Here is a 24,532-nt window from a genome sequence, read left to right as displayed (position 1 = left end):
AACTAGTTGGACCCTTCCGGGATCTTGCCCGTCGGCCGGGTCCGGTCCCGTGTACGCGCACGCACGCCGAGGGGAGCCTCCTACGTGACCACGACGACTTCCAAGGGCATCGGCTTACGGTCGGAGCGCGGTCCCGTGCTCGCCGCCATCATGCTCTGCACCTCTCTTGTGGCGCTGGACAGCACGATCATCGCCACCGCGGTGCCGTCCGTCGTCAGCGACCTCGGCGGGTTCTCCCAGTTCCCCTGGCTGTTCTCGATCTACCTGCTCACCCAGGCCGTGACCGTCCCGATCTACGGCAAGCTCGCCGACGTGTTCGGGCGCAAACCGGTGATCTTCTTCGGCATCGGGGCGTTCCTGCTCGGGTCCGTGCTGTGCGGGATCGCCTGGAGCATGCCCGCGCTGATCGCCTTCCGGGCGATCCAGGGCATCGGGGCCGGCGCGGTGCAGCCGATCAGCATGACGATGGTCGGCGACCTGTACACGGTCGAGGAGCGGGCCCGCGTGCAGGGCTACCTCGCCAGCGTGTGGGGCATGTCGTCCGTCGTCGGCCCGACGGTCGGCGGCCTGTTCTCCGAGTACGTCTCCTGGCGCTGGATCTTCTTCATCAACCTGCCGCTCGGCGCGGTGGCCGCCTGGATGCTGGCCAGGCGCTTCAAGGAGCGGGTGAAGCGGGGCTCCCACCGCATCGACTACGCGGGCGCGGCCCTCCTCACCGGCGGCTCCTCGCTGCTCATCCTCGGCCTGCTGGAGGGCGGCGTCGCCTGGGACTGGAACTCGGCGCCCAGCCTGCTGATCTTCGCGGCGGGACTGCTCATGATCGTCACCTTCGTGCTCGTGGAGCGCCGCGCGGCCGAGCCGGTGCTGCCGCTGTGGGTCTTCCGCCGCCGCACGCTGACCGGCGGCAACCTGACCTCGCTCGGCATCGGCGCCCTCACGATCGGGCTCACCTCGTTCGTCCCGACGTACGCGCAGGGCGTGCTGGGGACCGGCGCGCTGGTGGCGGGGTTCGCCCTGGCCGCGCTCACCGTCGGCTGGCCGCTCGCGGCGACGTTCTCCGGCCGTTTCTACATGCGCATCGGCTTCCGCGACACCGCGCTGATCGGCATGGTCGTGGTCGTCGCCGGCTCCGTGCTGACCACGCTGCTCGGGCCGCACGCGATGATCTGGCAGGTCGCCGCCGCCTGCTTCGTCGTCGGCGTCGGCCTCGGGCTGTCGGCCAGCCCCACGCTGGTCGCGGTGCAGTCGGTCGTCGGCTGGGAGCGCCGCGGCGTGGTGACCGCGACCAACATGTTCTTCCGCTCGATCGGCAGCACGGTCGGGGCCGCGGTGCTCGGCGCCATCGCCAACGCGACGTTGTCGGACCGCTTCGCCCACCCGCCCGCCGACGTCGCGGGACGGCTGCCGGACAGCCTCGACGCCACGAGCCTGGTGCTCAAGGCGCAGGGCGCGCCGCAGGCCGACTCGGCCGCCGCGACCTTCGTGCGGGGCGCGTTGTACGACGCCGTCCACCACGTCTTCCTTGCGCTCGTCGTCGTGGCCGTGCTGAGCGTCGGCGTCCTGCTGCTCATGCCCCGCCGTACGACCGAGTTGTCGTTCGACTGACCGGGCGCTCCCAGCCGGGACGTCAGGCGGCCGAGCGTTCGCCAAGGGGGCGGCGGCGCGGGCTCGTCCCCTGGAGAGCCGGCGGCACGTACGCCTGGTCGAGCACGCCGACGTCGGTGCCGGGCGGGACGATCGCGTCGATCCGGTCGAGGATGTCGTCGGACAGCGCGACGTCGACGCCCGCGAGCAGGTCGTCGAGGTGGCTCATCGTGCGCGGCCCGAGGATGGCGCTGGTCACGCCGGGATGAGCGATGGCGAAGGCCATGGCGAGGTGGGTCAGCGGCAGACCCGCCTCCTGGGCGAGCGAGACGAACCGCTCGACGGCCTCGATCCGGTGCTCGTCGTTGACGTGCTTGAGGAAGCCGGCGCGGCGGAGTTCGTTCCGCCGCCCCTTGCGAACCTGTCCGGTGAGCATTCCCTGCCCGAGCGGACCCCAGACGAGCGTGCCCATTCCGTAGCGCTGCGCGGCCGGCAGCATCTCGCGTTCGATGCCGCGGTTGAGCAGCGAGTATGGCGGCTGCTCGGTGCGGAACCGCTCCAGCCCGCGCCGCTCGGCGACCCACTGGGCCTCGACGATGTCGGACGCCGGCATGGCGGACGTCCCGATCGCGCGGACCTTCCCGCTGTGGATCAGGTCCGAGAGCGCGGAGAGCGTCTCCTCGATGTCCGTGTCGGGGTCCGGCCGGTGGATCTGGTAGAGGTCGATGTGGTCGGTTCGCAGGCGGCGCAGCGAGTTCTCCACGGCGGTCATGATCCAGCGCCGCGAGGCGCCCTGCTGATTGGGATCGTCACCGACCGGGCGGCTCACCTTGGTCGCGAGCACGACGTTGTCCCGCCGTCCCTTGAGCGCCCTGCCGACGATCTCCTCCGAGTCACCGTAGGCGTCGGCGGTGTCGATGAGGTTGATCCCCGCGTCCAGCGCTTTGTGGATGATGCGGGCCGAGTCGCCGGGATCGGGGTTGCCGATGGACGTGGCGAACATCAGCGCGCCGAGCCCATAGGGGCTGACCTTGATACCGGTGCGGCCGAGCGTGCGGTACTGCATGCGAAACCATGCCTTCCTTCGTCGAACGATCGGCTCCAGCCTCCGGCGGCGCGGGCGTGAGCGGGAGAGACGCCCTTATCCGGGGACAGGCCGTCCCTGGCGACGTCCGGCGTTGCGGGGGCATGGTGAGAGGCATGGTGAAGGGTGTGGACAGAACCGAACTGGCCGACTTCCTGCGTCACTGCCGTGCCCGGGTCACCCCCGCCGACGTGGGGCTGTCGCACGGCGCGCGGCGGCGCACCCCGGGGCTGCGCCGCGAGGAGGTCGCGCAACTGGCGGGCATGTCCACCGACCACTACACGCGGCTCGAACAGGCCAGGGGCTCGCACCCGTCCCGCCAGATGCTCGCCGCCGTCGCCCGCGCGCTGCGGCTGACCGGCGACGAACGTGACCACCTCTTCCACCTGGCCGGCGAGGAGCCGCCGCGGGACCGGCCGGCCACGGAGCACGTCAGGCCCGGCCTGCTGCTCATCCTCGACCGGCTGATCGACACCCCCGCCCAGGTGGTGAACGACCGCGGCGACGTCCTCGCGCAGAACTCGATGGACAGAGCACTTCACGGTGACGTGTCCGCCCGCCCCGAGGCGGAGCGGAACCTCATCTGGCGCTACTTCACCGACCCGTCCGCGCGGGAGCTCTTCCCCGCCGGCGAACGTGACCACGCCGCCCGCACGGCGGTGGCGGATCTGCGCGCCGCATCCGCCCGCCGCCCCGACGACGCCCGGCTGGCAGAGCTCGTACGCAGGCTCCGCGCCCGCAGCGAGGAGTTCTCCGCGCTGTGGAACGCCCACGACGTCGCCGTACGCCGCGTCGACGTCAAGCGCTTCCAGCACCCGGTCGTCGGCCTGCTGGAGCTGGACTGCGAGGTGATGCTGAGCCCGGAGCACGACCAGCGGCTGGTCGTCTACACCGCCCGCCCGGGCAGCGAGTCCCACGAGCGGCTGGAGCTGCTGCGCGTGGTCGGCCTCCAGAACCTGATCAGCGGCTGAGGCACGAGACGTCCGTCCCCGCCGGGGTGACGGGAACGGACGCCGGCCGGGTGTCAGGACGTGGTGTCGACGGCGTTCTTCGCCGGGGGCTCGGCGCCGTTGACGCCGGCGGGGACGGCGCTCTGGGCGGCGCCGCCGGACAGCAGGGAGCGGGCCAGGCCGAGCCCGGTGCCGCCCAGCGTCAGCGCCTTGGCCAGCATCTCCTCGATGCCCTGAGCGCCGTTGAGAACCACCATGTGGTCGACGTTGCCGAACGCCTTGGAGCCGGCCTCCACGATCTGCGGCCAGTTCTCGGCGAGCTGCTGGGCGATGACGGCCTCCTGGTTCTCGCTCAGCGCCTCGGAGCGGGCCCGGATGGCCTCGGCCTCCGCGAGACCCTTGGCCCTGGCCGCCTCGGCCTCCGCGAGACCCTTCGCCTTGGCCGCCTCGGCCTCCGCGAAACCGCGCGCCTTGGCCGCCTCGGCCTCACCGAGACCGGTCGCCCTGGTCGCCGCCGCGGACGCCTCACCGCGCAGCCGCACCGACTCGGCGTCGGCCGCGGCGGCCTGCTTGACCTGGGACGCCTGCGCGGCGGCGCGCAGCTCGGTCTCCCTGGCCTCCGCCTCGGCCTGGGCGATGCGCGCGTCGCGCTCGGCCTGGGACAGCGTGACGGTCTCGTACGCCTTGGCGTCGGCGGGCTTGCGCACCTGCGACTGGAGCCGCTGCTCGGCGAGCTGGGCCTCCAGCTCCGCGGCCCTGGTCTCCTGGACCACGACCTCCTGGCGCGCGGTGGCCTCAGACAGCGGGCCGGCCTGCCTGGCCTTGGCCGCCGCCTGGTCCACCTCGGCCTGGTAACCGGCCTGCTGGATCTGCGACTCGCGGATCGCGGCGGCCTTCTTGGCGGCCGCGATCTGCTCGGCCTCGGTGGCCTCCTGGTCGCGCTGCGCCTCCGCGATCCGCGCGGAGGCGGCGATCTTCGCGGCGTGCGGCTTGCCCAGGTTCGTGATGTAGCCGGTCTCGTCCTCGATCTCCTGGATCTGCAGGGAGTCGACCACGAGGCCGAGCTTGCTCATCTCGTCGGCCGCGGAGCTGCGGGTCTCGCTGGTGAGCCGCTCGCGGTTGAGGATGAGGTCCTCGACGGTCAGGTTGCCGATGATCGAGCGCAGGTGACCGGTGAACAGCTCGTGTATGGCGCCGTTCATCGAGTCCTGCTGGTCGAGGAAGCGCCGGGCGGCGTTCGCGATGCTGGAGAAGTCGTCGCCGACCTTGTAGATGATCACACCGCGCACCTGTACCGGGATGCCCTGCTGCGTCACACAGTTGACCTGCAGGTTCGTGGCCCGGCTGTCGAGCCGCAGCCGCCGGGCGGTCTGGAATCCGGGCAGCACCGCGGTGCCCTTGCCCGTGACGATCTTGAAGCCGAGACTGTCGGCCAGTTCGTTCCTCGTGTGGGCGCCGAGGCCCGAGATGATGAGCGCCTCGTTCGGCTCGGCCACCCGCCAGATGGCCTTGAACAGGAGTATGAGCACGATGATCGCGACAACGGCCACACCGGCCACGACCAGGATCTCCGGGGACATGGGAGCCTCCGTGTGGTGGGGGGAAAGGGAAAAAGCGAGCGAGGGAGCGAGTCAGATGACCGCGCGAGCGACGTAGATGCTGCGCGGGGGCGAATACTCCACGACGACGACGATCGATCCCACCGGGATCTCCTCGTCGGGGACGCTCGGATAGGCGTAGAACGCCTCGACACCCCCGCGGATGGGCACCATCACCTCGCCGACAAGACCGGGCCCGATCTTGCCGGTCACCCTGCCCTGCCTGCCGACCACCCGCGTCACCCCGTCGTTTCCACCACTCCTGGCCGCACCGCGAATGCGCACGTTACCCCGTATCACCGTGCCGTGACAGAGCCTTTTCCCGTGACCCGTCCCGGCCGGATGTGCGATTCGCCCAACTCTGCACCATCACCTCACAGAACGGTGAGCCCTGGGGAGAAGTTCCGTCATGTCGTGCCGGACTTTCGTCTTCACCGGCCGGCGCAGTCGTGTGAAGGCCCAGGAGACGTCGGGCTCCACCGCCCATCGGAACGCCCTGCGCACCGGTGACGTGCAGAGCAGGGCCGCCAGGACGGCTCCGGACGCCGCCATGGCGGCGACGCCCAGCGGGTTGACGAGGGCGTCGTGGAAGCGCTCGGCGACCTTCACCACGAACCCGTGCAGCAGATAGGCGTACATCGTGGCGGCGCCCAGGCCGGTGAACCAGGTGCGGCGCCTCGGGGTGACCGCCAGGAACGCCGCCACCAGCAGGGCGCCGGCCGCCAGCATGGCGAGCCTGATCAGCGTGCCGGTCAGGTCGTCCACGCCGATCTGGTGGTTGGCGTGCCGCCAGCGGATCCACTCCGTCGGGACGAGCCTGTGCACGGCGAACGCCCCCGCGAGCGCCGTCGCGAGCACGGCAGCGCCCGCGATCCTCGCCCGCCGTCCGCGCAGGAGGTCGAGGTGCTCCGGGGTGAGCATCAGGCCGAGCACGTAGAACGGCAGCAGGCCGAACGTCCGGTTCATCGACAACTCGTCGGGCAGCGCGCTGGTGCCCGACAGCAGGCTGAGCCCGACCGCGACCACCAGGGGGTGGCGCAACTGCTGCCAGACCGGCGTGGACAGCCGCCACAGGAACAGCGACATCAGGAACCAGGTCAGGTAGTAAGGGTCGAGCAGGCTGATTTCGAGCTTGCCGTACAGGAAAAGGCGAGGCAGCGAGTAGGCCACCTCGAAGATGACGTACGGCACGGCGAGGCCGCTGATGAGCTTGCGCGCCTTACCAGGAGAAAACGTGAAATTTCGGGATAAATAGCCGCTGACGACGATGAAGAGCGGCATGTGGAAGAGGTAGACGAAGAAGTAGAGCGCGTGCGCCGCGGGGACGTCCCTCAGATCCTCGACGAGATGCCCGGAGACGACGAGGACCATGGCGAGGAACTTGGCGTTGTCCAGCAGCGGGTCGCGGGCGACGGCCGCACCGGTGGGGCGGTCGGGAGCGGTCACGGTCATGCGGCCGGACCCTAGTCAGCCGTCCGTGAGCACCGGCGCAACCGCGGGCGAACTCTGCCCCAACTCTTCGGATCGCCGGCCCCGGCCCGCCATCGTCGTCCCGGCCCCCTCCGCCCCGCGACGAAGATTTCCCGCGTGATGTCGAAACGGCCGTCCGCTCGTTCGACGGTTGGCTGAGAAGGCCCGCCCGGCGCAGAGCCCCGGGCCGGCAGCGTACGGATGAGGAGACGGCATGAAGGTCATGGTCATGATCAAGGTCAGCGGCGCGGACGAGCACAGGATCTCCCCGACGCCGGAGATGGTGGCAGCCATGGACGCCTACAACGAGAAGCTGATCAAAGCGGGCATCGTGCTCGACGGCGGGGGTCTCAAGCCGAGCTCCGAGGGGGCGCAGGTCGTGTTCGAGGGAGGCGCCACGTCAGTCGTCGACGGTCCGTTCACCGAGTCCAAGGAGATCATCGCCGGCTACTGGATCTGGCAGGTCAGCTCCCTCGACATGGCCGTCGAGTGGGCGCGCCAGTGCCCCGGCAACCCTGACAGCAGCTTGCGCGAGGTCCTGGAGATCCGCCCCTACTACGAGGATGCGGACTTCGAGAACCTGGACGCGCGGGGCTGAGGACCAGGCGGAGCGCGAGGAGGGCCCGATGGACGTGCGGCGCACGATCGAGGCGGTGTGGCGGATCGAGTCCGCGCGCCTGGTGGCCTTCCTGGCCCGGCTGGTCCAGGACGTCGGGCTGGCCGAGGAGATCGCGCAGGACGCCTTCGCGATCGCTCTGGAGCAGTGGCCGCGCCAGGGCGTCCCGGACAACCCCGGGGCGTGGCTGACCACCACGGCCAGGCGGCGGGCGATCGACCTGATCCGGCGCGAACAGGTGCGGGACCACAAGTACGCCCGGCTGGCCGCCGGTCTCCAGGAGCCGGACCCGAGGTCCGGCCCGGAGAACGGGGGCGGGACGGACGCGGAGCTGTTGTCGCTGATCTTCGTCGCCTGCCACCCGGTCCTGTCCCGCGAGTCACGCGCGGCGCTGGCGCTCCGCCTGGTCGGCGGGCTCACCACCGAGGAGGTCGCCCGCGCGTTCCTGGTGCCCGCCGCCACGATGGGGCAGCGCATCAGCCGGGCCAAGCGGACGCTGTCCGAGGCGCAGGTGCCGTTCGAGGCGCCCACCGGCGACGAGCTGCCCGCGCGGCTCTCCGCGGTGCTGGAGGTCGTCTACCTCGTCTTCAACGAGGGGTACGCGGGGACGTCGTGCGAGGAGTGGGTGCGCCGCGACCTCGCGGAGGACGCCATGCGCCTCGGGCGCATCCTGGCCGGGCTGATGCCCCGCGAGCCCGAGGTGCACGGGCTCGTGGCGCTGATGGAACTGCAGGCCTCCCGTTTCCGCGCCCGCATCGGCCCGGACGGCGATCCCGTCCTGCTCCAGCACCAGGACCGGTCCCGCTGGGACCGCACGCTGATCGCCCACGGGCTGGCCGAGCTCGGGCGCGCCAAGGCGGCGGGCAAGCCCCTGGGGCCGTACACGGTGCAGGCGGCCATCGCGGCGTGCCACGCCCGCGCCCCCCGCTTCGAGGAGACCGACTGGGAGGCGGTCGTCGCACTGTACGACGCCCTCGCCCAGCTCGCGCCCTCACCGGTGGTGGAGCTCAACCGCGCGGTCGCGCTGCTCCACGCGGACGGGCCGTCGGCGGCGCTGGCGGCGCTCGACGCCATCGGGGACGACCCCCGCATGGCCCGCTATCACCTGCTCGGCGCCATACGCGGCGACGTCCTGCTGCGCCTGGGCCGGCCCAGGGAGGCGGTCGCGGAACTGGAGCGGGCGGCCGGCCTGGCGCCGACGGCACGCGAGCGCGACCTGCTGAGGGCACGGGCGGCCGCCGCGGCGTCCCCGCCGGATGAGCCGCCGTCACCGTCGCCTGCGGCCCTCACCGGGCAGGGGCCCGTGCGCTGACCGGGCAGGGCCCCTGCGCTGACCGCCGGACCGCTCGGGGTCAGGCGGACAGGCCGGTGGCGGTGAGGCTCGCGTCCCACAGGGCGGCGGCGAGGGCGGGGTCGGACATCCTCTTCGGCGCCTGTACGGGAGCCTTCTTGACGAAGTACCGGCCCGGGTGGTCGACGCCGTCCGAGTGGGTGGCGAGATGGACGATCCGCTCCGCCCCTGCCTCGACCGGCTCCCCCATCCCCGGCAGATGCCACACCATCTTCATGAGGAACGTGCCCTCGGCGAACCCGGTCTTCAGGACGCCCGGGTGCAGGCACGTGGCGGCCAGGCCGCGCTCGGCGAGCGACACCGTGAACAACGCGTTGGCCTGCTTCGAGTCGCCGTACTGAAGCCAGCCGTTCCAGCGCCGCCGCTCCCTGGACAGGTCCGAGGGGTCGAGGCGGCCCGACTTCGCGGCCCGGGACGAGGTGGTGACGACGCGGGCGGACGACGCCGTGAGCCGGTCGAGGAGCAGGTCCGTCAGCAGGAACGGCGCCAGGTGGTTGACCTGCATCATCCACTCGTGGCCGTCCACGGTCGTACGGCGGTCGGGCGTCATGACGCCGGCGTTGTTGATCAGCACGTCGATGCGCTCGTACCGCGCCAGCAGTTCGGCCGCCAGCCTGCGCACCTGGTCGAGTGAGGAGAAATCCGCGACGAGCGTGTCCGGCCGGCCGCCGCCGTCCCGTTCCGCCCGGTCGGCGACCGCCCGGAGCTTCTCAGGGGTGCGTCCCACCAACACGATTTGGTGACCTCGCCGGGCGAGTTCAAGCGCAGAAGCTGCACCGATTCCGGCACCGGCCCCAGTTATCACAGTAATCATCGAATCCTCCCACTGCGCCAGAACTGTATCGGTGCTAGCCTGCTGTGCGATCTTCCGGAGGTGCATTCCCCCATAAATGCGGCGCGAGCCTCCAGCACTGCAGGAGTGGCCATGGGTTCGAAAAACCGGTCGATTCGGTTCAAGATCTTCTCGTTGCTGCTCCTGCCATTGCTGATGCTGAGTGCTATGTGGGGGTTTGCCCTAAAGCTCACGGTTGGCGATGGCGTCGTCCTCCTCAACTCGAAGACGCTGTACGACACCATCGGGGTCACCTCCACCGACCTCGGGCTCCAGATCCAGGCCGAGCGCGCGCTGACCGTCGGCGTCCTCAGCAGCGGCCAGGTCGGCTCCCCCGCGCTCACCGCCCAGCAGCTGAAGACCATCGCCTCGGCGGACAAGTTCAAGCGGACCGCCCAGGAGGATGCCGCCCGCGACGCCATGGGCGACGACCTCGTGGAGCCCCTGGAGTCCCTGCTGGCCTCCCTCGACCGCCTGCCCTCGATCCGGGAGTCCGTCGCGCTCGGCCAGGCCGACAGGCTGTACACGATCAACGCGTACAGCGCGATCATGGACGAGCTGTTCGCGCTGTACGAGCGGCTCGTCTCCGTTCCCGACCTGGCCATCTTCCAGCAGGCCAGCGCGATGCAGGGGATGGGCAACGCGCACGAGATGATCAGCCGTGAGGACGCCCTCGTCCGGGGCGCGCTCATCAGCGGCACGATGACGGCCCAGGAGCAGAACGCCTTCGGCACATGGGTCGCCACGCGGCGGTTCCTCTACGCCAAGAACCGGCCGATCCTCAGCGGCGAGGAGCGCGCGCCGTACGAGCAGGTGCTCACCTCGCCGCTGTTCGACCGCTTCTCCGCCCTGGAGAACCTGGTCGTCAACCAGGTGCGCACCAACGGGTCGCTGCCGTCCGGGATCGAGAGGTGGTCGCCCACCGTCGACCAGCTGATCATCAAGCTCGACTCGGCCCGGGTGAAGGCATCGGACGCGCTCAACGCCTCGGCCATGTCGGTCGCCACCGGCGTCATGCTCCGCATCCTGGTCGCCGGTGGCCTCGGCCTCGTGGTCATCATCATCACGATCATCTTCTCCGTGCGGTTCGGCCGGCGTCTCGCCCGTGACCTCGCGAGCCTGCGCGACGCCGCGCTCGAACTCGCCGACGTACGGCTGCCGCGGGTCGTCGAGAAGCTGCGACTGGGCGAGGACGTCGACGTCGAGGCGGAGGCGCCCCCGATCAAGGCGACGGGGGCCAACGAGGTCGAGGACGTCGCCCACGCGTTCAGCTCGGTCCAGCGCACGGCCGTGGAGGCCGCCGTCGGCCAGGCCGCCCTCCGCCGCGGCATCAGCCAGGTCTTCCTCAACCTGGCCCGCCGCAAGCAGACCCTGCTGCACCGCCAGCTCACGCTGCTCGACACGATGCAGCGCCGCACCGAGGACCCGGAGAGCCTGGAGGACCTGTTCCGGCTCGACCACCTGACCACCCGCATGCGCCGCCACGCGGAGAGCCTGATCATCCTGTCCGGCTCCGCTCCCGGACGGTCCTGGCGCAAGCCGGTGCCGCTCGTCGACGTGGTCCGCGCCGCGATCTCCGAGGTTGAGGACTACACCCGCGTCTCGATGGCCCCGATCCCGGACGCCGCGCTCACCGGCACCGCCGTGGCCGACGTGGTGCACCTGATCGCCGAGCTGGTGGAGAACGCCACGATCTTCTCGCCCCCGCAGACGAAGGTGGCGGTGCGCGCGGAGATCGTCGCCAACGGGCTCGCCGTGGAGATCGAGGACCGTGGTCTCGGCCTGATGCCCCACGAGTACGACGAGATCAACACACGGCTGGCCAACCCGCCGGAGTTCGACCTGGCGGACAGCGACCGGCTCGGGCTCTTCGTCGTCGGCCAGCTCGCCGCCCGCCACGAGATCGGCGTGATCCTGCGGGGCTCGCCGTACGGCGGGACGACGGCCATCGTGCTCATCCCCCGGGCCCTGATGGTGGAGGAGGGCTCGCCCGCGGCGCTCGCGGGCAGCGGCGAGCGCGGCGCCCACGCCAAGTTCGCGCTGGCCGGCGGGGGTGACGACACCGACGTCTCGCTCGGCGGACCGTTCGACGGATCGTTCGACGCCGACCTGGGACCCGGCCGTCCGTCCCGCGACCTCCGGGAGATCCGCACGATCGCCGGAGAGGTCGCCGGGGATGTCGCCGGGGATGTCCCGGTGGGCCTGCGCGGAGAGATGACCGGCCTTCGCGGGGAGACCGAGGATCTTCCCGGGGAGATCGGCGACCGGGAGGATCGCGCGAGCGGGCCGGAGCCGTCCCCGTTCTTCACGCCGGCCGCCCTGCGGACCGAGGAGGTGCCCTCGGCCGCGCGCGACGACCTCTTCCCGCGCTCCCCGGGCGCCGGCTCCGGCTTCGAGAGCCCGCGCCCGGTCGCCGTCCCCTCTGCTCAGCCCCCCTCCGTCCCGCCCTCGGCTTCGCCGTCCCCCGCGCCCGCGACCGCCGGGGTGGGGCCGAACGGCCTGGCGCAGCGGGTGAGCACGAAGCGGTCGGGAGGATCGCTCTCCAACGGCACCCATGCCGGCCTGCCGCGCAGGGTCCGTCAGGCCAGCATCGCCCCGCAGCTCCGCCCTGACCAGCAGCAGGCCCAGCCGCACGAGACCCAGCAGGTCCAGCAGGGGCAGCCCCCGCGCAGGCCTCCACTGTCGGCCCCGACAGTGGAGGAGCGGTCACCGGAAGAGGCGCGGGCGATGTTCAGCGCCTTCCAGCGCGGTGCTCAGCGGGGCAGGGAGGACTCCGATGGGCCGGGTGCCGCCGCAACCGGCCACCACGACCACAACACGCACGGCGAAAAGGGTGACGAATGACCGGCAAAGCGACGTCGACCGGTGAACTGAACTGGCTGCTCGACGATCTCATCAGCAGGGTCGCCGCCGTCCGCCAGGCAGTGATCCTCTCCACCGACGGCCTCGTCGTGGGAGCCTCCCAGGGGCTGAGCCGGGAGGACGCGGAACACCTGTCCGCGGTCGCGGCCGGCTTCCAGAGCCTGGCGCGGGGCGCCGGACGGCACTTCGGCGGGGGCGAGGTCCGGCAGACCATCGTGGAGATGGAGGCCGCGTTCCTGTTCGTCACGGCCGCCGGACAGGGCACCTGCCTCGCCGTCCTGGCCGCCTCCGACGCCGACGTGGGGCACATCGCCTACGAGATGGCGATGCTGGTCAAGCGGGTGGGGCAGCACATCTCCACCAACCCGCGACGAATCGCCCCATGAGATTGGCGGCCACATGACCGGACCTCAGTGGATGGACGAGGAGGCCGGGCCGTTGGTCCGGCCCTACGCGCTGACGGGGGGCCGGGCGCGGACCTCCGGGGCCAAGCTCGACCTGATCACCATGGTGACCGCCACGGGCTCACCGAGGGACGTCCCCGGCATGGGCCCCGAGCAGCGGCGGATCCTCGAGCTCGCGCGCCGCGGCGCGTCGGTGGCGGACATCGCGTCCGACATCGACCTGCCCCTGGGCGTGGTCCGGGTTCTCATCGGGGATCTGCACGACCTCGGGCTCGTCGACGTACGGGCTCCGGGCAAGGTGGCGCCGCTGCCAAGCGAGCGCATTCTCAAGGAAGTGATCAATGGCCTTCGCGCCCTCTGAGGAGCCGGTCGCCCTCAAGATATTGGTGGCCGGCGGCTTCGGCGTCGGCAAGACCACGCTGGTCGGCGCGATCAGCGAGATTCGCCCCCTGCGCACCGAGGAGGTGCTGTCGGACCGCGGCGTCGGCGTCGACGACACCGACGGTGTGGAAACCAAGACGACCACGACCGTGGCCATGGACTTCGGCCGCATCACCATCAGGGAAGGGCTCGTGGTCTACCTGTTCGGCACCCCCGGACAGGAGCGTTTCTGGTTCATGTGGGACGAGTTGTCCTACGGCGCGCTCGGCGCGGTCGTGCTGGCCGACACCCGCAGGCTGACCGACTGCTTCCCGTCGATCGACTACTTCGAGCAGCGCGGCACACCGTTCATCGTCGCCGTGAACTGCTTCGACGGCGCCGACCAGCACGAGCCCGACGACGTGCGGATCGCCCTCGACCTCGATCCCGACGTCCCGGTCCTGCTCTGCGACGTACGGCGTCGCGCCTCGGCCAAGGTCGTGCTCGTCACGCTCGTGGAGCACGCGCTCAAGATGCTGACGGCCGCCCAGCGGTAGCGCCCTCCCTGGCGCTGGGGTAATCGGTGTAGCCCCGCGTGTCGCCGCCGTAGAACGTGGCGCTGTCGGCCTCGTCGACCGGGGCGTGGTTCTGCCAGCGCCACACCAAATCGGGATTGGCGATGAAGGCCCGGCCTACGGCGACGAGGTCCGCCTCACCACTCCGCACGCGTCGGCGAGCGGTTCTCTCGTCCGTCACGGGCTCCCAGCCGTCGTTGACGATGAGCGGGCCGCCGAACCGCGTGCGGAGGTCCGCGAGCAGCGGGCTGGAGGGATCGCCGATGGTGTGCAGGTACGCCAGGCCCAGCGGTGCGATCCCGTCGATCAGTGCCCCGTACGTCGCGGCCGTCTCGGCGGGATCGTCCTCGACGGCGCCGTGCAGGTTGGCCGCCGGGGAAATGCGGATCCCCACCCGCTCGCCGCCGATCGCCTCGGCCACGGCATGGGCCACCTCGATGACGAACCGGGCTCGTGCCGTGGCGGAGCCGCCGTACGCGTCGGTGCGCCGGTTGGTGGAGGGTGCGAGGAACTGGTGGAGCAGGTAGCCGTTGGCGGAGTGCAGTTCGACGCCGTCCAGGCCGGCCTCGACGGCCGAGCGCGCCGCATGCGCGTACTCGCCGACAACGGACGCCACCTCCGCCGTTTCCAGGGCGCGGGGCACCGGATGCGGCTTGAGGCCGCGCGCGGTGAAGATCTTGCCGGGCGCGGCGACGGCGCTGGGAGCGACGGTTTCGTGGCCGTCCTTGTTGTCCGGGTGGGCGATGCGCCCGGTGTGCATGATCTGGGCGACGATGCGGCCGCCTTCCTCTTGCACGGCGTCGGCGACCCTGCGCCATCCCTCGATCTGCCGGGGTGTGTACAGGCCGGGCGTGTTCAGGTAGCCCTGCCCGGCCGCGCTGGGCTGGACGCCCTCAGTGATGATCAGACCCGCGGTCGCCCGCTGCCGGTAGTACGTCGCGGTGATGTCCTGCGGCACGCCCGCGGTCCCGGCCCGGTTGCGGGTCATCGGCGCCATGGCGATCCGGTTGTTCAGCGTCCACGGGCCGACGGTCACCGGCTCGAACAGGTCTGGCATCGAATTTCTCTCCTTGTGCGTGGGATGGTTGCCGCGTGACGGAATCGGCGAGCACGCGGCGGGCTTGGGCGGTATGTCAGCGGGTGGCGGAGGTGCCGGTGGAGGGGACAGATCTCGTGACCATCACCGCGACGAGGACCAGGGCGAGAACGAAGAGCCCTCCCGCGTGCTGAACAGGCACCAGCGCCAGTCGGCGTACTGCGTCAGCACACCGCCGAGGATCAGACCGGCCGCTCCGCCACCGCCCTGGAGAGCGCCGTAGACACCGAACGCCTTCGCGCGCTCCCGAGGATCGGTGAAGGTCACGCTGATCAGTGACAGCGCGGCCGGGGCGAGCGTCCAGCACCACCATCAGCGTCGCCAGGGAGATCACCGTCAGGGCGGCCCAGCGGCGCGGATCGGAGTCGCGAGCGTCCGTCTGCTGCCGCGTACTGCTGGAGTCGGTGGTCATGGAAAGCTCCTCACGAGTGACGGGATCAGAGCGGCTCCCGGACCGCCTCGGCGCGAAGACCGGGCACGAAGACGGGAGCGTGCAGAGGCCGAAGGCAGCGTCCTGGCCGGCCCGCGGGCAGGTCGAGAGTGGCCCGCCCCCTGCTCCCGTGGCAATTTCGATTGCCGTTTCGGCAAACCGGTCGGCATGGACCGGCTGAAAGACGTCCTCGCCGCCGTCGGACCGAAGCTGCGTTACCTGCGCGAACAGCGCGGTGCCGAGGAACTCAAGGGGAGCGGTGTCACAGTGAACAGCGTTCACCCTGCCACGTACATGCCGACGGCCATGTCCAGGAGATCTGGCATGGAGGTCGTCGACACGCTGGGGAAGGGGTGGCCGTCACCCGGCGTCTGGTAGACGCGCCGGAAACTGGCCGAGATCACCGGCCGTTGCTTCGACGGCGAGGAGGCATGGGCCTCCGGAGAGGCGTATGACCCGGACTACCGCCGCCGCCTCCGCGAACTGACCCGGAAGATGGTGGCGGACGTCTGACACCCGGCCGGACGCGCTCCGGCGGCGGCCGGGGACCCCCGGGCGCCTCCGACGACCGCCGCTCACGATGGCGGCGGCCGCCGCCCGGCGCCGAGCGACCCGGCGCGTTCCCGCTACTTCGCGCTGTCCTCGGACAAGGTGTGCGCGACGAGGGCGTTCGCATGACCGTGTCCCAGCCCATGCTCGGACTTGAGCCAGGAGACGAGTTCCATGTGCTTGGTCAGCGGGGAGCTGCGGATCAGCTCCTTCCACTCGGCGATCGGCCGGCCGTACTTCTTCTCGATCGAGGGGAAGTAGCTGGCGGGGCCCTGCACGGCTTCGGTCATACGGTGTCCTGTCCGTCCTTGATCATGGTCAAATGCCGTGAGCGACAGTGTGCCTCACAACGGCGCGGACGGCGTACCCCCCGAAGGTCGCCCGGGGAACGGCGATGGCAGGAGGACGACCATGACCGACGGATGGGCGGCCGAGGCCGTCGCCCGTTTGGACCGGGAGCGCGAAGACGCCGGCACGACGCCGCTCCGCGAGTTTCCGCTGCCCGGGGAGTGGGGCGTGCGGCTGCGGCTGAAGGACGAGTCGGCGCAGCCCTCCGGTGGGCTGAAGCACCGGCTGGCCCGCGCCCTGTTCGCCCAGGCGATCAGCGACGGGCGGATCACCGAGGGGACCACCGTGGTCGACGCCGCCAGCGGTCCCATGGCCGTCGCCGAGGCCTATTTCGCCCGGCTGCTCGGCCTGCCGTACATCGCGGTGATGCCGAAGAAGTCCTCAGGGGCGGGCGTCGAGCGGCTCGGCGGGACGTGCAGGCACGTCGACCCGCCGCTCGCCGTGCACGAGGAGGCCGCCCGCCTGTCCGGGGAGATCGGGGGTCACTACCTCGACCACTACCGCTCCGCCGCCGAGGTCGACTGGCGCGGCGCGAGCCTGGCCGACGAGCTGTTCGGGCAGCTCGACGGCTGCCCACGGTGGATCGTGGTCGGGGCGGGCACCGGCGCCACGTCGGCCGCGATCGGCCGGCGCCTGCGGGGTCACGGCCTGCCGGGGAGGCTGGCCGTGGCCGATCCGGAGAACTCCGCCTACTTCCCCGGCTGGGCCACCGGCGCCCCGGACTACGCCACGGGCATGCCCAGCCGCATCGAGGGCGTCGGCCGGCCGCGGATGGAGCCCGCCTTCGACTCCGCGCTCGTCGACCTGGTGGTCCCCGTGCCCGACGCCGCGAGCGTGGCCGCCGCCCGCCGTGTCCGGCAGGTGACCGGGCTCGCGGTCGGCCCCGCCACGGGGACGAACCTGTGGGCGGCCCTCGAACTGATCACCCGCATGCGCGACCGGGGCGAGTGGGGCGAGGTGGTCAGCGTGATCGGCGACGCGGGCGAACGCCATCTCGCGACCTGTCACGACGACGCCTGGGCGGCGGGCAAGGGCCTCGACTGGCGGCCGTACGCTGAGCGCCTGCGCGACCTGCTCGGGGAGCCCTGACCCGCTCTGCTCCAACAGCGCCCTGCTTCCACAGCATTCTGTTTTCACAGCACTGGGCCGCGCGGCGCCCCCGCGCCCGCGCGGCCCAGTGTGGTGCGGCCAGTGGTGTGCGGCCCGTCAGCGGTGCACCAGGAAGCCGGCGCGCCGGCCGACCCGTTCCCTCACCCACGGCCCCCAGGCGAGCTGCGCGAGCCGTACGGCGAGCACGCCGAGCACGGCCACCTCGGCGGTCAGGAGCAGGCGCTCCACCAGGCCGATCATCACCCCGTGGCCGGGCAGCGCGACGTACGTGATGACCGCCAGGCCGAGGCCGGAGGCGAGCGCCAGCCACTCCAGCGGCCGGGCGACGACCTTCCACCGCTCGTCCTGTGCCAAACGGCCCACCAACTGGATGGCGGCGGCGGGCACGCTCACGAAGGCCGCCGCCGACAGGACGCCGTGCAGCTCCCCCTGCCAGGCAGTGCCCGACGGCACCGCCGCGGCGCCGATGAGCGAGACGCTCCACAGGCCGATCAGGCGGGCGGGCCAGCCGTCCACCGGCGCGCCGGACGCGCGCATCCCGGCCAGCAGCGCGAGCGAGGCCAGCCCGAGGACGGCCATGGCCATCTCGATGACGCCGCTCCCGTCGCGGGCGGCGTACTGACTGATCGTCATGGAGACGGGGTCGAGGGAGGCGCTCCCGCCGACCTGCGCCGCCACCACGGTGACGACGGCGAGCAGGATGCCGCCGCAGGCGAGTACGGGATAAAGCCTCTTGACCATGACTTGAGGATCCCGCGCGGGGCCCGTTTCCAACATCCGGGACAACGCGTAGATCCCCCCGAGACGGGGTCAGGGTCGTCTCAGGGTGGGGTCCCCAGGGTCTCCCGGGGGCCCCACCCGGGACGTTCACTCCTGGGCGGCCTCGTGGTAGCGCTCACGCAGGCCGGGGGTGACGTCGGCCTCGTACCGCTCGGTGGCGCCGGTGTCCCACACCGGCGGCTCCGGCTCCCCGGACAGCAGCCAGGCGGCCTGCTTGGCCGCGCCGTCCGCGACGTACTCGCCGGGGGTGGGCACGAGCACCGGGCGCCCGAAGACGGTCGGCGCGATCCGGCGGACGGCCTCGGAACGGGCGCCGCCGCCGATGAGCAGCACCCGCCGCGGTTCGAGACCGAGCGCGTCCAGCGCGTCGGCGAGCCCGCAGAGCATGCCCTCCACCGCGGCCCTGGCCAGGTGCTCAGGGGTGGAGTTGCCAAGCCGCAGGCCGTGCAGCGAACCCGTGGCGTCGGGCCGGTTCGGGGTGCGTTCCCCTTCCAGGTAGGGCACGAGCACCAGCCCGTCCGCACCCGCGGGCGCCCGCAGGGCCAGATCGCTCAGCCCCTGGGGGGTGACCCCGAGCATCCGGGCCGCCGCGTCCAGCACCCGCGCCGCGTTCAGCGTGCAGACCAGCGGGAGATACCGCCCGGTCGCGTCGGCGAACCCGGCGACCAGCCCGGCCGCGTCGGCGGACGGCGTCTCGGACACCGCGAACGCCGTCCCCGAGGTGCCGATGGACACGACCACGTCACCGGGACGCATGCCGACGCCGAGCGCCGCCGCCATGTTGTCGCCCGTGCCGGGCGCGAGCAGCGCACCGCCCTGCTCGGCCGTGCCCGCCTGCTCGGCGGGACCGAGCACGCGGGGCAGTTCCGGCACCCGGCCCAGGGCGAGTTCGAGCAGATCCGTCCGATACTCCCCGGTCGCGGGCGACCAGTAACCCGTGCCGGAGGCGTCGCCCCGGTCGGTCGTGATCGTGTCCGGCCTGCCCGCCAGCCGCCAGGTCAGCCAGTCGTGCGGCAGGCACACCGAGCGCGTACGGCGGGCGTTGTCCGGTTCGTTCCCGGCGAGCCAGCGGAGCTTGGTCACCGTGAACGACGCCACCGGGACGCTGCCGACGGCCTCGGCCCACGCCTTGGGGCCGCCCAGCTCGCCGACCAGGTCGGCCGCGGCCCCGGCCGACCGGGTGTCGTTCCACAGCAGGGCGGGCCTGACCACCTCGCCGTCCTCGTCGAGGCAGACCATGCCGTGCTGCTGCGCGCCCACGCTGACGGCGGCGACGTCCGCCAGGCCTCCGGCCTGCTCGATCGCACTCTGCAGCGCGGTCCACCAGTGCTCGGGATGAACCTCCGTGCCGTCGGGGTGGGGGGCGCGGCCCTCGCGTACGAGGGCCCCGCTCTCCGCGTCCCGGATGACGACCTTGCAGCTCTGGGTCGACGAGTCGACCCCCGCGACCAGCGTCACAGTCGTCCCTCCGCTCTCACCGGTCAATCACCTGTCTCTCAGCCGGCCGGTCAGCCGCGCACGCCGAGGAGGTGCTCGATCGCGAGCTGGTTCAGCCGGGTGAAGTGGTAGCCGCGCGCCGCCACCGCCTCCACGTCGATCGACTCGGCGAGGACGTCCTCGTACGTCTCACCCGCGGCGAGGGTCGGCTGGGCCAGCTCGAGGCTCTTGCTCGCCTCCAGCGCGTCCTGCACCTCGGGGTCGGCGCGGTAGGCCTTCGACTTCTCCTTGAGGATGAGGTAGGTCCGCATGTTGGCCGCGGCCGAGTCCCAGACATCCTCCTTGTCCTCGGTGCGCAGCGGCTTGTAGTCGAAGTGGCGCGGGCCCTCGTAGCCGCCGTTCTCCAGCAGGTCGACGAGGAAGAACGCGTTCTTCACGTCGCCGTGGCCGAAGATGAGGTCCTGGTCGAAGCGCGGGCCGTGCTGGCCGTTGAGGTCGATGTGGAACAGCTTGCCGTGCCACAGCGCCTGGGCGATGCCGTGCACGAAGTTCATGCCGGCCATCTGCTCGTGGCCGACCTCGGGGTTGAGGCCCACCATCTCGGGGTGCTCCAGCGAGTTGATGAACGCCAGGGCGTGCCCGATCGTCGGCAGCAGGATGTCGCCGCGCGGCTCGTTCGGCTTGGGCTCGACCGCGAAGCGGATGTCGTAGCCCTTGTCGATCACGTACTGGCAGAGGAGGTCGAAGCCCTCCTTGTAGCGGTCGAGCGCGACCCGCACGTCCTTGGCGGCCTCGGACTCGGCGCCCTCACGGCCGCCCCAGCAGACGTACGTCTTGGCGCCCAGTTCGGCGGCGAGGTCGATGTTGCGCATCACCTTGCGCAGCGCGTAGCGGCGGACCTCGCGGTTGTTGCTGGTGAACCCGCCGTCCTTGAAGATCGGGTGGGTGAAGAGGTTGGTGGTGGCCATCGGCACCTTCATGCCGGTGTCGGCGAGCGCCTTCTTGAAGTTCTCGATCGCCTTGGCCCGGTCCGCCTCCACCGCGAGGAGGTCGTCGTCGTGGAAGGTCACACCGTACGCGCCCAGCTCGGCCAGGCGGTGGACGCTCTCGACCGGGTCCAGCGGGGCCCTGGACGCGTCGCCGAACTGGTCGCGCGCCTGCCAGCCGACGGTCCACAGCCCGAACGTGAACCGGTCCTCGGGAGTGGGGGTGTACATGAGTCGCCTCCGAATTAGTCTACGTTGTGGACTAAATATCGGACGTGACAAGCCGTACGGTCAAGAGGGTGTGTCGGTGTTATCAACGTCCAGCAGTGGAGGATGTGATGGCGCGGGGTCCGCGAGGTGTGAAACGCGACACACATGAAGGAGCGCGATGACGCCGGGGTTACAGGCGGGGTCGGGAACACGGGTGAGGAGGTGCGATGACACAGGCCCTGCGGCATGACGCGATGCGCGCCCGCAACCTGGCGCTCGTCCTCGGCGCGGTCGGCGCACGGGGATCGGTGACGCGCGCCGCCCTCGCGGAGATCACCGGGCTCACCAAGACGACGGTGTCCAAGCTCGTCGCCGACCTCATCGAGGGCGGGCTGGTGGTGGAGGCCGGCACCGTGCGCGACGGCGAGCGCGGCAGGCCGGGGGTCGAGATCCGGATCAGCGGGCGGCGCGTCGCCGCGCTCGGGATCGAGGTCAACGTCGACTACCTCGCGGTGTGCGTGGTCGACCTCGCCCGGACGGTACGGCTGCGCCGTACACAGGCTGTGGACAACCGGGCCGCGTCACCTGTGGATGTGATCGCGCGACTTGGGGATCTGGCCGCCGGGGTTGTGGACGAAGCTGTGGAGAAAGGCCTGCGGGTGGTCGGCGGGGTGCTGGCCGTACCGGGCCCTGTGGACATGACCAGCGGGATCGTCCACAACGCGCCGAACCTCGGCTGGCGTGACGTGCCGCTGGCCTCCCTCACGCGGTTCCCCTTCCCCGTACGGGTGGAGAACGAGGCCAACCTCGCCGCGCTGGGCGAGCTGTGGTTCGGATCCGGGCTGCCCGATTTTCTGCACGTTTCAGGAGAAATCGGCATCGGGGCCGGTCTCGTCGTCCGTGGCACGCTCTTCCGGGGCGCGCACGGCCTGGCCGGCGAGCTCGGTCACATCGTCGTCTCCCCCGGCGGCCCGCCGTGCCGCTGCGGTGGCCGCGGCTGCCTGGAGCAGTACGCGGGCCAGGACGCCATCCTGACCGCCGTCCGCGGCACCGCCGCACCGGCCGGCCCCGCCGTCGGCCTGCGCCCTGTGCTGGCGCCCGGGGATGTGTCCGGGGACGCGCCGGGGGATGTGTCCTGGGGCGCCCCGGCAGGCACTCCGCGCGAAATCGAGGACGGCGCCGCCCAAGAGAGAGTGCCGGACGACGGCCGAACCGTGGCGCCCACCGACTCGATGTCCATCGAGGAGACGTCCGTCAACGGGGTCTTTCTCAAGGGGCCCGACGGCGCGGCCGGAACGACCTCCCACGCACCGGACGACGGAACCGGGGCGACCCCCGACCCTGGGGACACCGGAACCAAGGCGGCTGCGGACGACGGGTCGGCGGCACGCCTCGTCCACGCGGCCGCATGGGCTGAGGACGCGGCGACGTCCGCGTCGCCCTCGCCGGAGGTGCTCCTCCCCGCGCAGCAGGGCCTGTCGCTGGTGCTTGCCCGGCTCCGGGAGGGCGACGAGAACGCACGCGCCGCGTGCGAGCGGGCCGCCTGGGCGCTGGGCGTGGCCCTGTCTTCGGCGGTCAACCTGGTGGACCCCGACGCGATTGTGCTCGGCGGGATCTACGCGCCGCTCTTCCCCTGGATCGGCCACACGGTCGCCGACACGTTGAAGGCCCACCTCGGACAGATGCGCGGCACCGTGCCGCCCGTGGTCGTCTCGCGGCTCGGCGCGGAAGCCGCCGCCCTCGGCGCGGCCGGCCAGGTGATCGAGCAGGTCATGGCCGACCCCGCCGCCCTCCTGCAGCACTAGATCGTGTCTACAGGCCCGAGGGGTCGCGGCCGAGGCTGATCTCCTCGGCGATGCGCCGCACTTCGTCGGCGGCCAGGCGGGGTGTGACGGGCAGGCCGGAGACCAGTGCTGCGATCACCTGGTGGTAAGGCGCCCCGGAATGACGGACGGCGACCTCGTGCACCGCCCGGAACAGGACCAGGTTGTCCTCGTGCTCGCGCGTCGCCCTGTCGACGATCATGATGCCCCCTCCGCCGGTCACGGCGCCGGCGTCGCTGTCCGGCCGCCCGCGCCCGGCGCCGTACGGAACGCCGGTGGGCGGCTCGTCACCCCCGATGACTCTGCCGCTGGCCACCGTACGACCTGGCACCGACAGTTTCCGGGAAACCCGGCGAGGTACAATTACTTGAGGGTTCAAGTTTTAGGGGTGCGTCATGCCGGTCCAGCGACTCAACCACGCCGTCCTGTACGTGCGGGACGTCTCCCGCAGCGTCGCGTTCTACCAGGAAGCCCTCGGGTTCCGCGTCGTCCAGTCCTTCCCGGGGGCCGCGTTCCTGCAGGCCGAGGGGTCCTCGAACGACCACGACCTCGGGCTGTTCCAGATCGGGGCCCAGGCGGGGCCGTCGGCCGCCGGGCGGGCGACGGTCGGCCTCTACCACCTCGCGTGGGAGGTGGACACTCTCGCAGAACTGCAGCGCGTCGCGGCCAAACTGACGGAGATGGACGCCCTGGTCGGCGCCTCCGACCACTCCACCACCAAGGCGTTGTACGCGAAGGACCCGGACGGGCTGGAGTTCGAGGTCTCCTGGCTGGTGCCCGCGGACCTGCTCACCCCGGAGACCCTGCAGGGGCGCACCCAGATCAGGCCGCTCGACCTGGCCAGGGAACTGGAGCGGTACGGCGCGCAGACGCGCGGCGGGGTCGGCGTCAGCGTCTGACCCGGCGCGGGCCTGCGCGCCGGGGGCCGGCGTCAGCGTCTGTCCTGGAAGGCCCGGTGGGTCCTGCATCGTCCGTTGGCTGACCTCTTCATGCCAGTTACCGCAAAAGTCCTCCCTCCAGCCCGGGGGAGGCTTACCATGATCGCGATTTGGACCGGTACGGCGAGAGAGCAGGACGGGTCATGGCCGACGACGACCAGCACGTGAGCGAGGGCCCCGCCGACGACGAGCGGGCGATCCCCAGGATCGACACGAGCAAGCCGAGCATCGCCCGTGTCTACGACTTCTTCCTCGGCGGGAAGGACAACTACGCCATCGACCGGCAGGTGGGCGAGGCGACGTTGCGGATCGCGCCGGACGCCCCCGCGGCGGGCCGCTCGAACCGCGCCTTCCTCCGGCGCGTCGTCCGCCATCTCGCGGCCGAGGCGGGCATCCGGCAGTTCCTCGACATCGGCTCCGGCCTGCCGACGCAGGGCAACGTGCACGAGGTGGCCCAGGGCGTCGATCCGGCGACGCGGGTCGTCTACGTCGACAACGACCCGATCGTGCTCGTGCACGGCCGGGCACTGCTCGCCACGAACGGGAGCACCACGGTCATCGAGGCGGATGTCCGCGATCCTGAGTCGATCCTGAACCACCCCGCCGTCGAGGCGCTCATCGACTTCGACCAGCCGGTGGGCCTGCTGATGTTCGCGATCCTGCACCACGTCAACGACGACGAGGACCCGCAGGGAATCGCCGCCCGCTTCCGCGAGGCCCTGCCCTCGGGCAGCTATATGGCGCTGTCCCACTTCCACAACCCGGGGCCCGCCATGCCCGAGGTGTCGGCGCAGGCCTCTACGGCGGAGAAGCTGTTCAACGAGAACCTCGGCACGGGCCGGTGGCGCACCCGCGACGAGATCCTCTCCTACTTCGGCGACCTTCGGCTTCTCGACCCCGGTCTGGTGCCGCTCGCCGAGTGGCGGCCGGATCCCGACGCGATCGTCGAACGCGGCATCACCTATCACACGTTCGTCGGCGGCGTCGCGCACAAGCCCTGACGATTCCCGCCTGCCGCAAACGTGAGATAGGTCACTCCCTCGCCGTCCGGTCCTGCGGCCATCGTCGCTGGCCGCGGGCCGTACGGCGGCGGATCGGTGATCGGCGGGGTGAGTGCCGGGGTCTCGCGTCGGTTGACA

General features: G+C 71.5%; 24 protein-coding genes and 1 pseudogene. 13 read left to right on the top strand and 12 right to left on the bottom strand.

What is annotated here, in order from left to right; translation table 11 throughout:
• The first annotated feature begins 84 nt into the window (after positions 1 to 84).
• A complete protein-coding gene (locus tag HHX31_RS19480; RefSeq protein ID WP_211589980.1) occupies positions 85 to 1,605 on the top strand; it encodes an MDR family MFS transporter in 1,521 nt (506 codons plus the stop codon).
• A 22-nt stretch (positions 1,606 to 1,627) separates the two neighbouring features.
• Here the strand turns inward: HHX31_RS19480 and HHX31_RS19475 are convergent, their stop codons facing one another.
• Positions 1,628 to 2,650 carry an aldo/keto reductase gene (locus HHX31_RS19475; protein WP_169949736.1) on the bottom strand — a complete coding sequence of 341 codons (1,023 nt, stop codon included), beginning with the start codon at positions 2,648 to 2,650 and terminating at the stop codon, positions 1,628 to 1,630.
• Positions 2,651 to 2,784: 134 nt separating this feature from the next.
• Between HHX31_RS19475 and HHX31_RS19470 the strand changes: the two genes are divergently transcribed.
• On the top strand, positions 2,785 to 3,639 hold the full coding sequence (locus HHX31_RS19470; protein WP_211589978.1) for a helix-turn-helix transcriptional regulator: 855 nt from the start codon (positions 2,785 to 2,787) through the stop codon (positions 3,637 to 3,639).
• A 53-nt stretch (positions 3,640 to 3,692) separates the two neighbouring features.
• Here the strand turns inward: HHX31_RS19470 and HHX31_RS19465 are convergent, their stop codons facing one another.
• The 3 genes from HHX31_RS19465 to HHX31_RS19455 form a co-directional block, all read right to left on the bottom strand.
• Positions 3,693 to 5,198 carry a flotillin family protein gene (locus HHX31_RS19465; RefSeq protein WP_169949734.1) on the bottom strand — a complete coding sequence of 502 codons (1,506 nt, stop codon included), beginning with the start codon at positions 5,196 to 5,198 and terminating at the stop codon, positions 3,693 to 3,695.
• A 51-nt stretch (positions 5,199 to 5,249) separates the two neighbouring features.
• Complete coding sequence (locus HHX31_RS19460) at positions 5,250 to 5,459, bottom strand: hypothetical protein (protein ID WP_211590092.1); 210 nt, start codon at positions 5,457 to 5,459, stop codon at positions 5,250 to 5,252.
• Positions 5,460 to 5,585: 126 nt separating this feature from the next.
• Positions 5,586 to 6,668 carry an acyltransferase family protein gene (locus tag HHX31_RS19455; protein WP_169949733.1) on the bottom strand — a complete coding sequence of 361 codons (1,083 nt, stop codon included), beginning with the start codon at positions 6,666 to 6,668 and terminating at the stop codon, positions 5,586 to 5,588.
• Positions 6,669 to 6,900: 232 nt separating this feature from the next.
• On the opposite strand from HHX31_RS19455, the gene HHX31_RS19450 reads away from it, so the two are divergent.
• Positions 6,901 to 7,284: a YciI family protein gene (locus tag HHX31_RS19450; RefSeq protein ID WP_169949732.1), complete on the top strand. Its 384-nt coding sequence runs from the start codon at positions 6,901 to 6,903 to the stop codon at positions 7,282 to 7,284.
• Between the two features lie 28 nt (positions 7,285 to 7,312).
• Positions 7,313 to 8,614 (top strand): RNA polymerase sigma factor, encoded by a 1,302-nt coding sequence (locus HHX31_RS19445; RefSeq protein ID WP_169949731.1) that lies wholly within the window; start codon positions 7,313 to 7,315, stop codon positions 8,612 to 8,614.
• Positions 8,615 to 8,654: 40 nt separating this feature from the next.
• Here the strand turns inward: HHX31_RS19445 and HHX31_RS19440 are convergent, their stop codons facing one another.
• The gene (locus HHX31_RS19440) at positions 8,655 to 9,467 is read right to left on the bottom strand and encodes an SDR family NAD(P)-dependent oxidoreductase (RefSeq protein ID WP_169949730.1); all 813 of its coding nucleotides are present in this window, start codon (positions 9,465 to 9,467) and stop codon (positions 8,655 to 8,657) included.
• 111 nt (positions 9,468 to 9,578) lie between these two features.
• On the opposite strand from HHX31_RS19440, the gene HHX31_RS35205 reads away from it, so the two are divergent.
• Genes HHX31_RS35205 through HHX31_RS19420 form a run of 4 tightly spaced genes read left to right on the top strand, consistent with a single transcriptional unit; the run spans position 9,579 to position 13,668 of the window.
• Positions 9,579 to 12,329 carry a nitrate- and nitrite sensing domain-containing protein gene (locus HHX31_RS35205; protein ID WP_169949729.1) on the top strand — a complete coding sequence of 917 codons (2,751 nt, stop codon included), beginning with the start codon at positions 9,579 to 9,581 and terminating at the stop codon, positions 12,327 to 12,329.
• Positions 12,326 to 12,733, top strand: a complete 408-nt coding sequence (locus tag HHX31_RS19430; RefSeq protein ID WP_169949728.1) for a roadblock/LC7 domain-containing protein — start codon at positions 12,326 to 12,328, stop codon at positions 12,731 to 12,733. Before HHX31_RS35205 ends, HHX31_RS19430 begins: the two co-directional genes overlap by 4 nt.
• A 13-nt stretch (positions 12,734 to 12,746) precedes the next feature.
• Positions 12,747 to 13,112, top strand: coding sequence for a DUF742 domain-containing protein (locus HHX31_RS19425; RefSeq protein WP_169949727.1), 366 nt, complete (start codon positions 12,747 to 12,749; stop codon positions 13,110 to 13,112).
• Positions 13,093 to 13,668, top strand: coding sequence for an ATP/GTP-binding protein (locus HHX31_RS19420; protein WP_169949726.1), 576 nt, complete (start codon positions 13,093 to 13,095; stop codon positions 13,666 to 13,668). The genes HHX31_RS19425 and HHX31_RS19420 overlap by 20 nt, the downstream gene beginning before the upstream one ends.
• Here HHX31_RS19420 and HHX31_RS19415 read toward each other — a convergent pair.
• Together HHX31_RS19415 and HHX31_RS19410 are read right to left on the bottom strand one after the other, a co-directional pair.
• The gene (locus HHX31_RS19415; RefSeq protein ID WP_169949725.1) at positions 13,640 to 14,743 is read right to left on the bottom strand and encodes an alkene reductase; all 1,104 of its coding nucleotides are present in this window, start codon (positions 14,741 to 14,743) and stop codon (positions 13,640 to 13,642) included. The two genes, HHX31_RS19420 and HHX31_RS19415, sit on opposite strands and share 29 nt — an antisense overlap.
• Positions 14,744 to 14,866: 123 nt before the next feature.
• Positions 14,867 to 15,067, bottom strand: a pseudogene (locus HHX31_RS19410) (hypothetical protein); the annotation flags it as partial.
• A 313-nt stretch (positions 15,068 to 15,380) separates the two neighbouring features.
• Here HHX31_RS19410 and HHX31_RS19405 point away from each other — a divergent pair.
• Complete coding sequence (locus tag HHX31_RS19405; protein ID WP_169949724.1) at positions 15,381 to 15,590, top strand: hypothetical protein; 210 nt, start codon at positions 15,381 to 15,383, stop codon at positions 15,588 to 15,590.
• 248 nt (positions 15,591 to 15,838) lie between these two features.
• Here the strand turns inward: HHX31_RS19405 and HHX31_RS19400 are convergent, their stop codons facing one another.
• Complete coding sequence (locus HHX31_RS19400; protein ID WP_169949723.1) at positions 15,839 to 16,051, bottom strand: DUF4287 domain-containing protein; 213 nt, start codon at positions 16,049 to 16,051, stop codon at positions 15,839 to 15,841.
• A 121-nt stretch (positions 16,052 to 16,172) separates the two neighbouring features.
• On the opposite strand from HHX31_RS19400, the gene HHX31_RS19395 reads away from it, so the two are divergent.
• On the top strand, positions 16,173 to 17,198 hold the full coding sequence (locus HHX31_RS19395) for a PLP-dependent cysteine synthase family protein (protein ID WP_169949722.1): 1,026 nt from the start codon (positions 16,173 to 16,175) through the stop codon (positions 17,196 to 17,198).
• Positions 17,199 to 17,315: 117 nt separating this feature from the next.
• Here HHX31_RS19395 and HHX31_RS19390 read toward each other — a convergent pair whose 3' ends face one another.
• From HHX31_RS19390 to xylA, 3 genes are all read right to left on the bottom strand, one after another.
• A complete protein-coding gene (locus HHX31_RS19390; RefSeq protein ID WP_249346163.1) occupies positions 17,316 to 17,960 on the bottom strand; it encodes a DUF998 domain-containing protein in 645 nt (214 codons plus the stop codon).
• Between the two features lie 126 nt (positions 17,961 to 18,086).
• Entirely contained in the window at positions 18,087 to 19,457 is a 1,371-nt protein-coding gene (xylB, locus tag HHX31_RS19385; RefSeq protein ID WP_169949720.1) for a xylulokinase, read from the bottom strand.
• Between the two features lie 50 nt (positions 19,458 to 19,507).
• Positions 19,508 to 20,653, bottom strand: coding sequence for a xylose isomerase (xylA, locus tag HHX31_RS19380; RefSeq protein WP_169949719.1), 1,146 nt, complete (start codon positions 20,651 to 20,653; stop codon positions 19,508 to 19,510).
• A gap of 206 nt (positions 20,654 to 20,859) precedes the next feature.
• Between xylA and HHX31_RS19375 the strand changes: the two genes are divergently transcribed.
• The gene (locus HHX31_RS19375) at positions 20,860 to 22,437 is read left to right on the top strand and encodes an ROK family transcriptional regulator (protein WP_169949718.1); all 1,578 of its coding nucleotides are present in this window, start codon (positions 20,860 to 20,862) and stop codon (positions 22,435 to 22,437) included.
• Positions 22,438 to 22,444: 7 nt separating this feature from the next.
• On the opposite strand, the gene HHX31_RS19370 is transcribed toward HHX31_RS19375, so the two are convergent.
• Positions 22,445 to 22,771 carry a hypothetical protein gene (locus tag HHX31_RS19370; protein WP_249346162.1) on the bottom strand — a complete coding sequence of 109 codons (327 nt, stop codon included), beginning with the start codon at positions 22,769 to 22,771 and terminating at the stop codon, positions 22,445 to 22,447.
• Between the two features lie 79 nt (positions 22,772 to 22,850).
• Between HHX31_RS19370 and HHX31_RS19365 the strand changes: the two genes are divergently transcribed.
• Positions 22,851 to 23,354: a VOC family protein gene (locus HHX31_RS19365; protein ID WP_169949717.1), complete on the top strand. Its 504-nt coding sequence runs from the start codon at positions 22,851 to 22,853 to the stop codon at positions 23,352 to 23,354.
• A 182-nt stretch (positions 23,355 to 23,536) separates the two neighbouring features.
• Positions 23,537 to 24,394, top strand: a complete 858-nt coding sequence (locus HHX31_RS19360; protein ID WP_169949716.1) for an SAM-dependent methyltransferase — start codon at positions 23,537 to 23,539, stop codon at positions 24,392 to 24,394.
• Positions 24,395 to 24,532: the final 138 nt, after the last annotated feature.

The organism is Microbispora sp. H11081 (genome assembly GCF_012999535.1).
In the GTDB taxonomy this organism is placed as follows: domain Bacteria; phylum Actinomycetota; class Actinomycetes; order Streptosporangiales; family Streptosporangiaceae; genus Microbispora.
The sequence above is the reverse complement of the archived record's forward strand: the minus strand, read 5'-3'. Positions and strand labels throughout refer to the sequence as shown.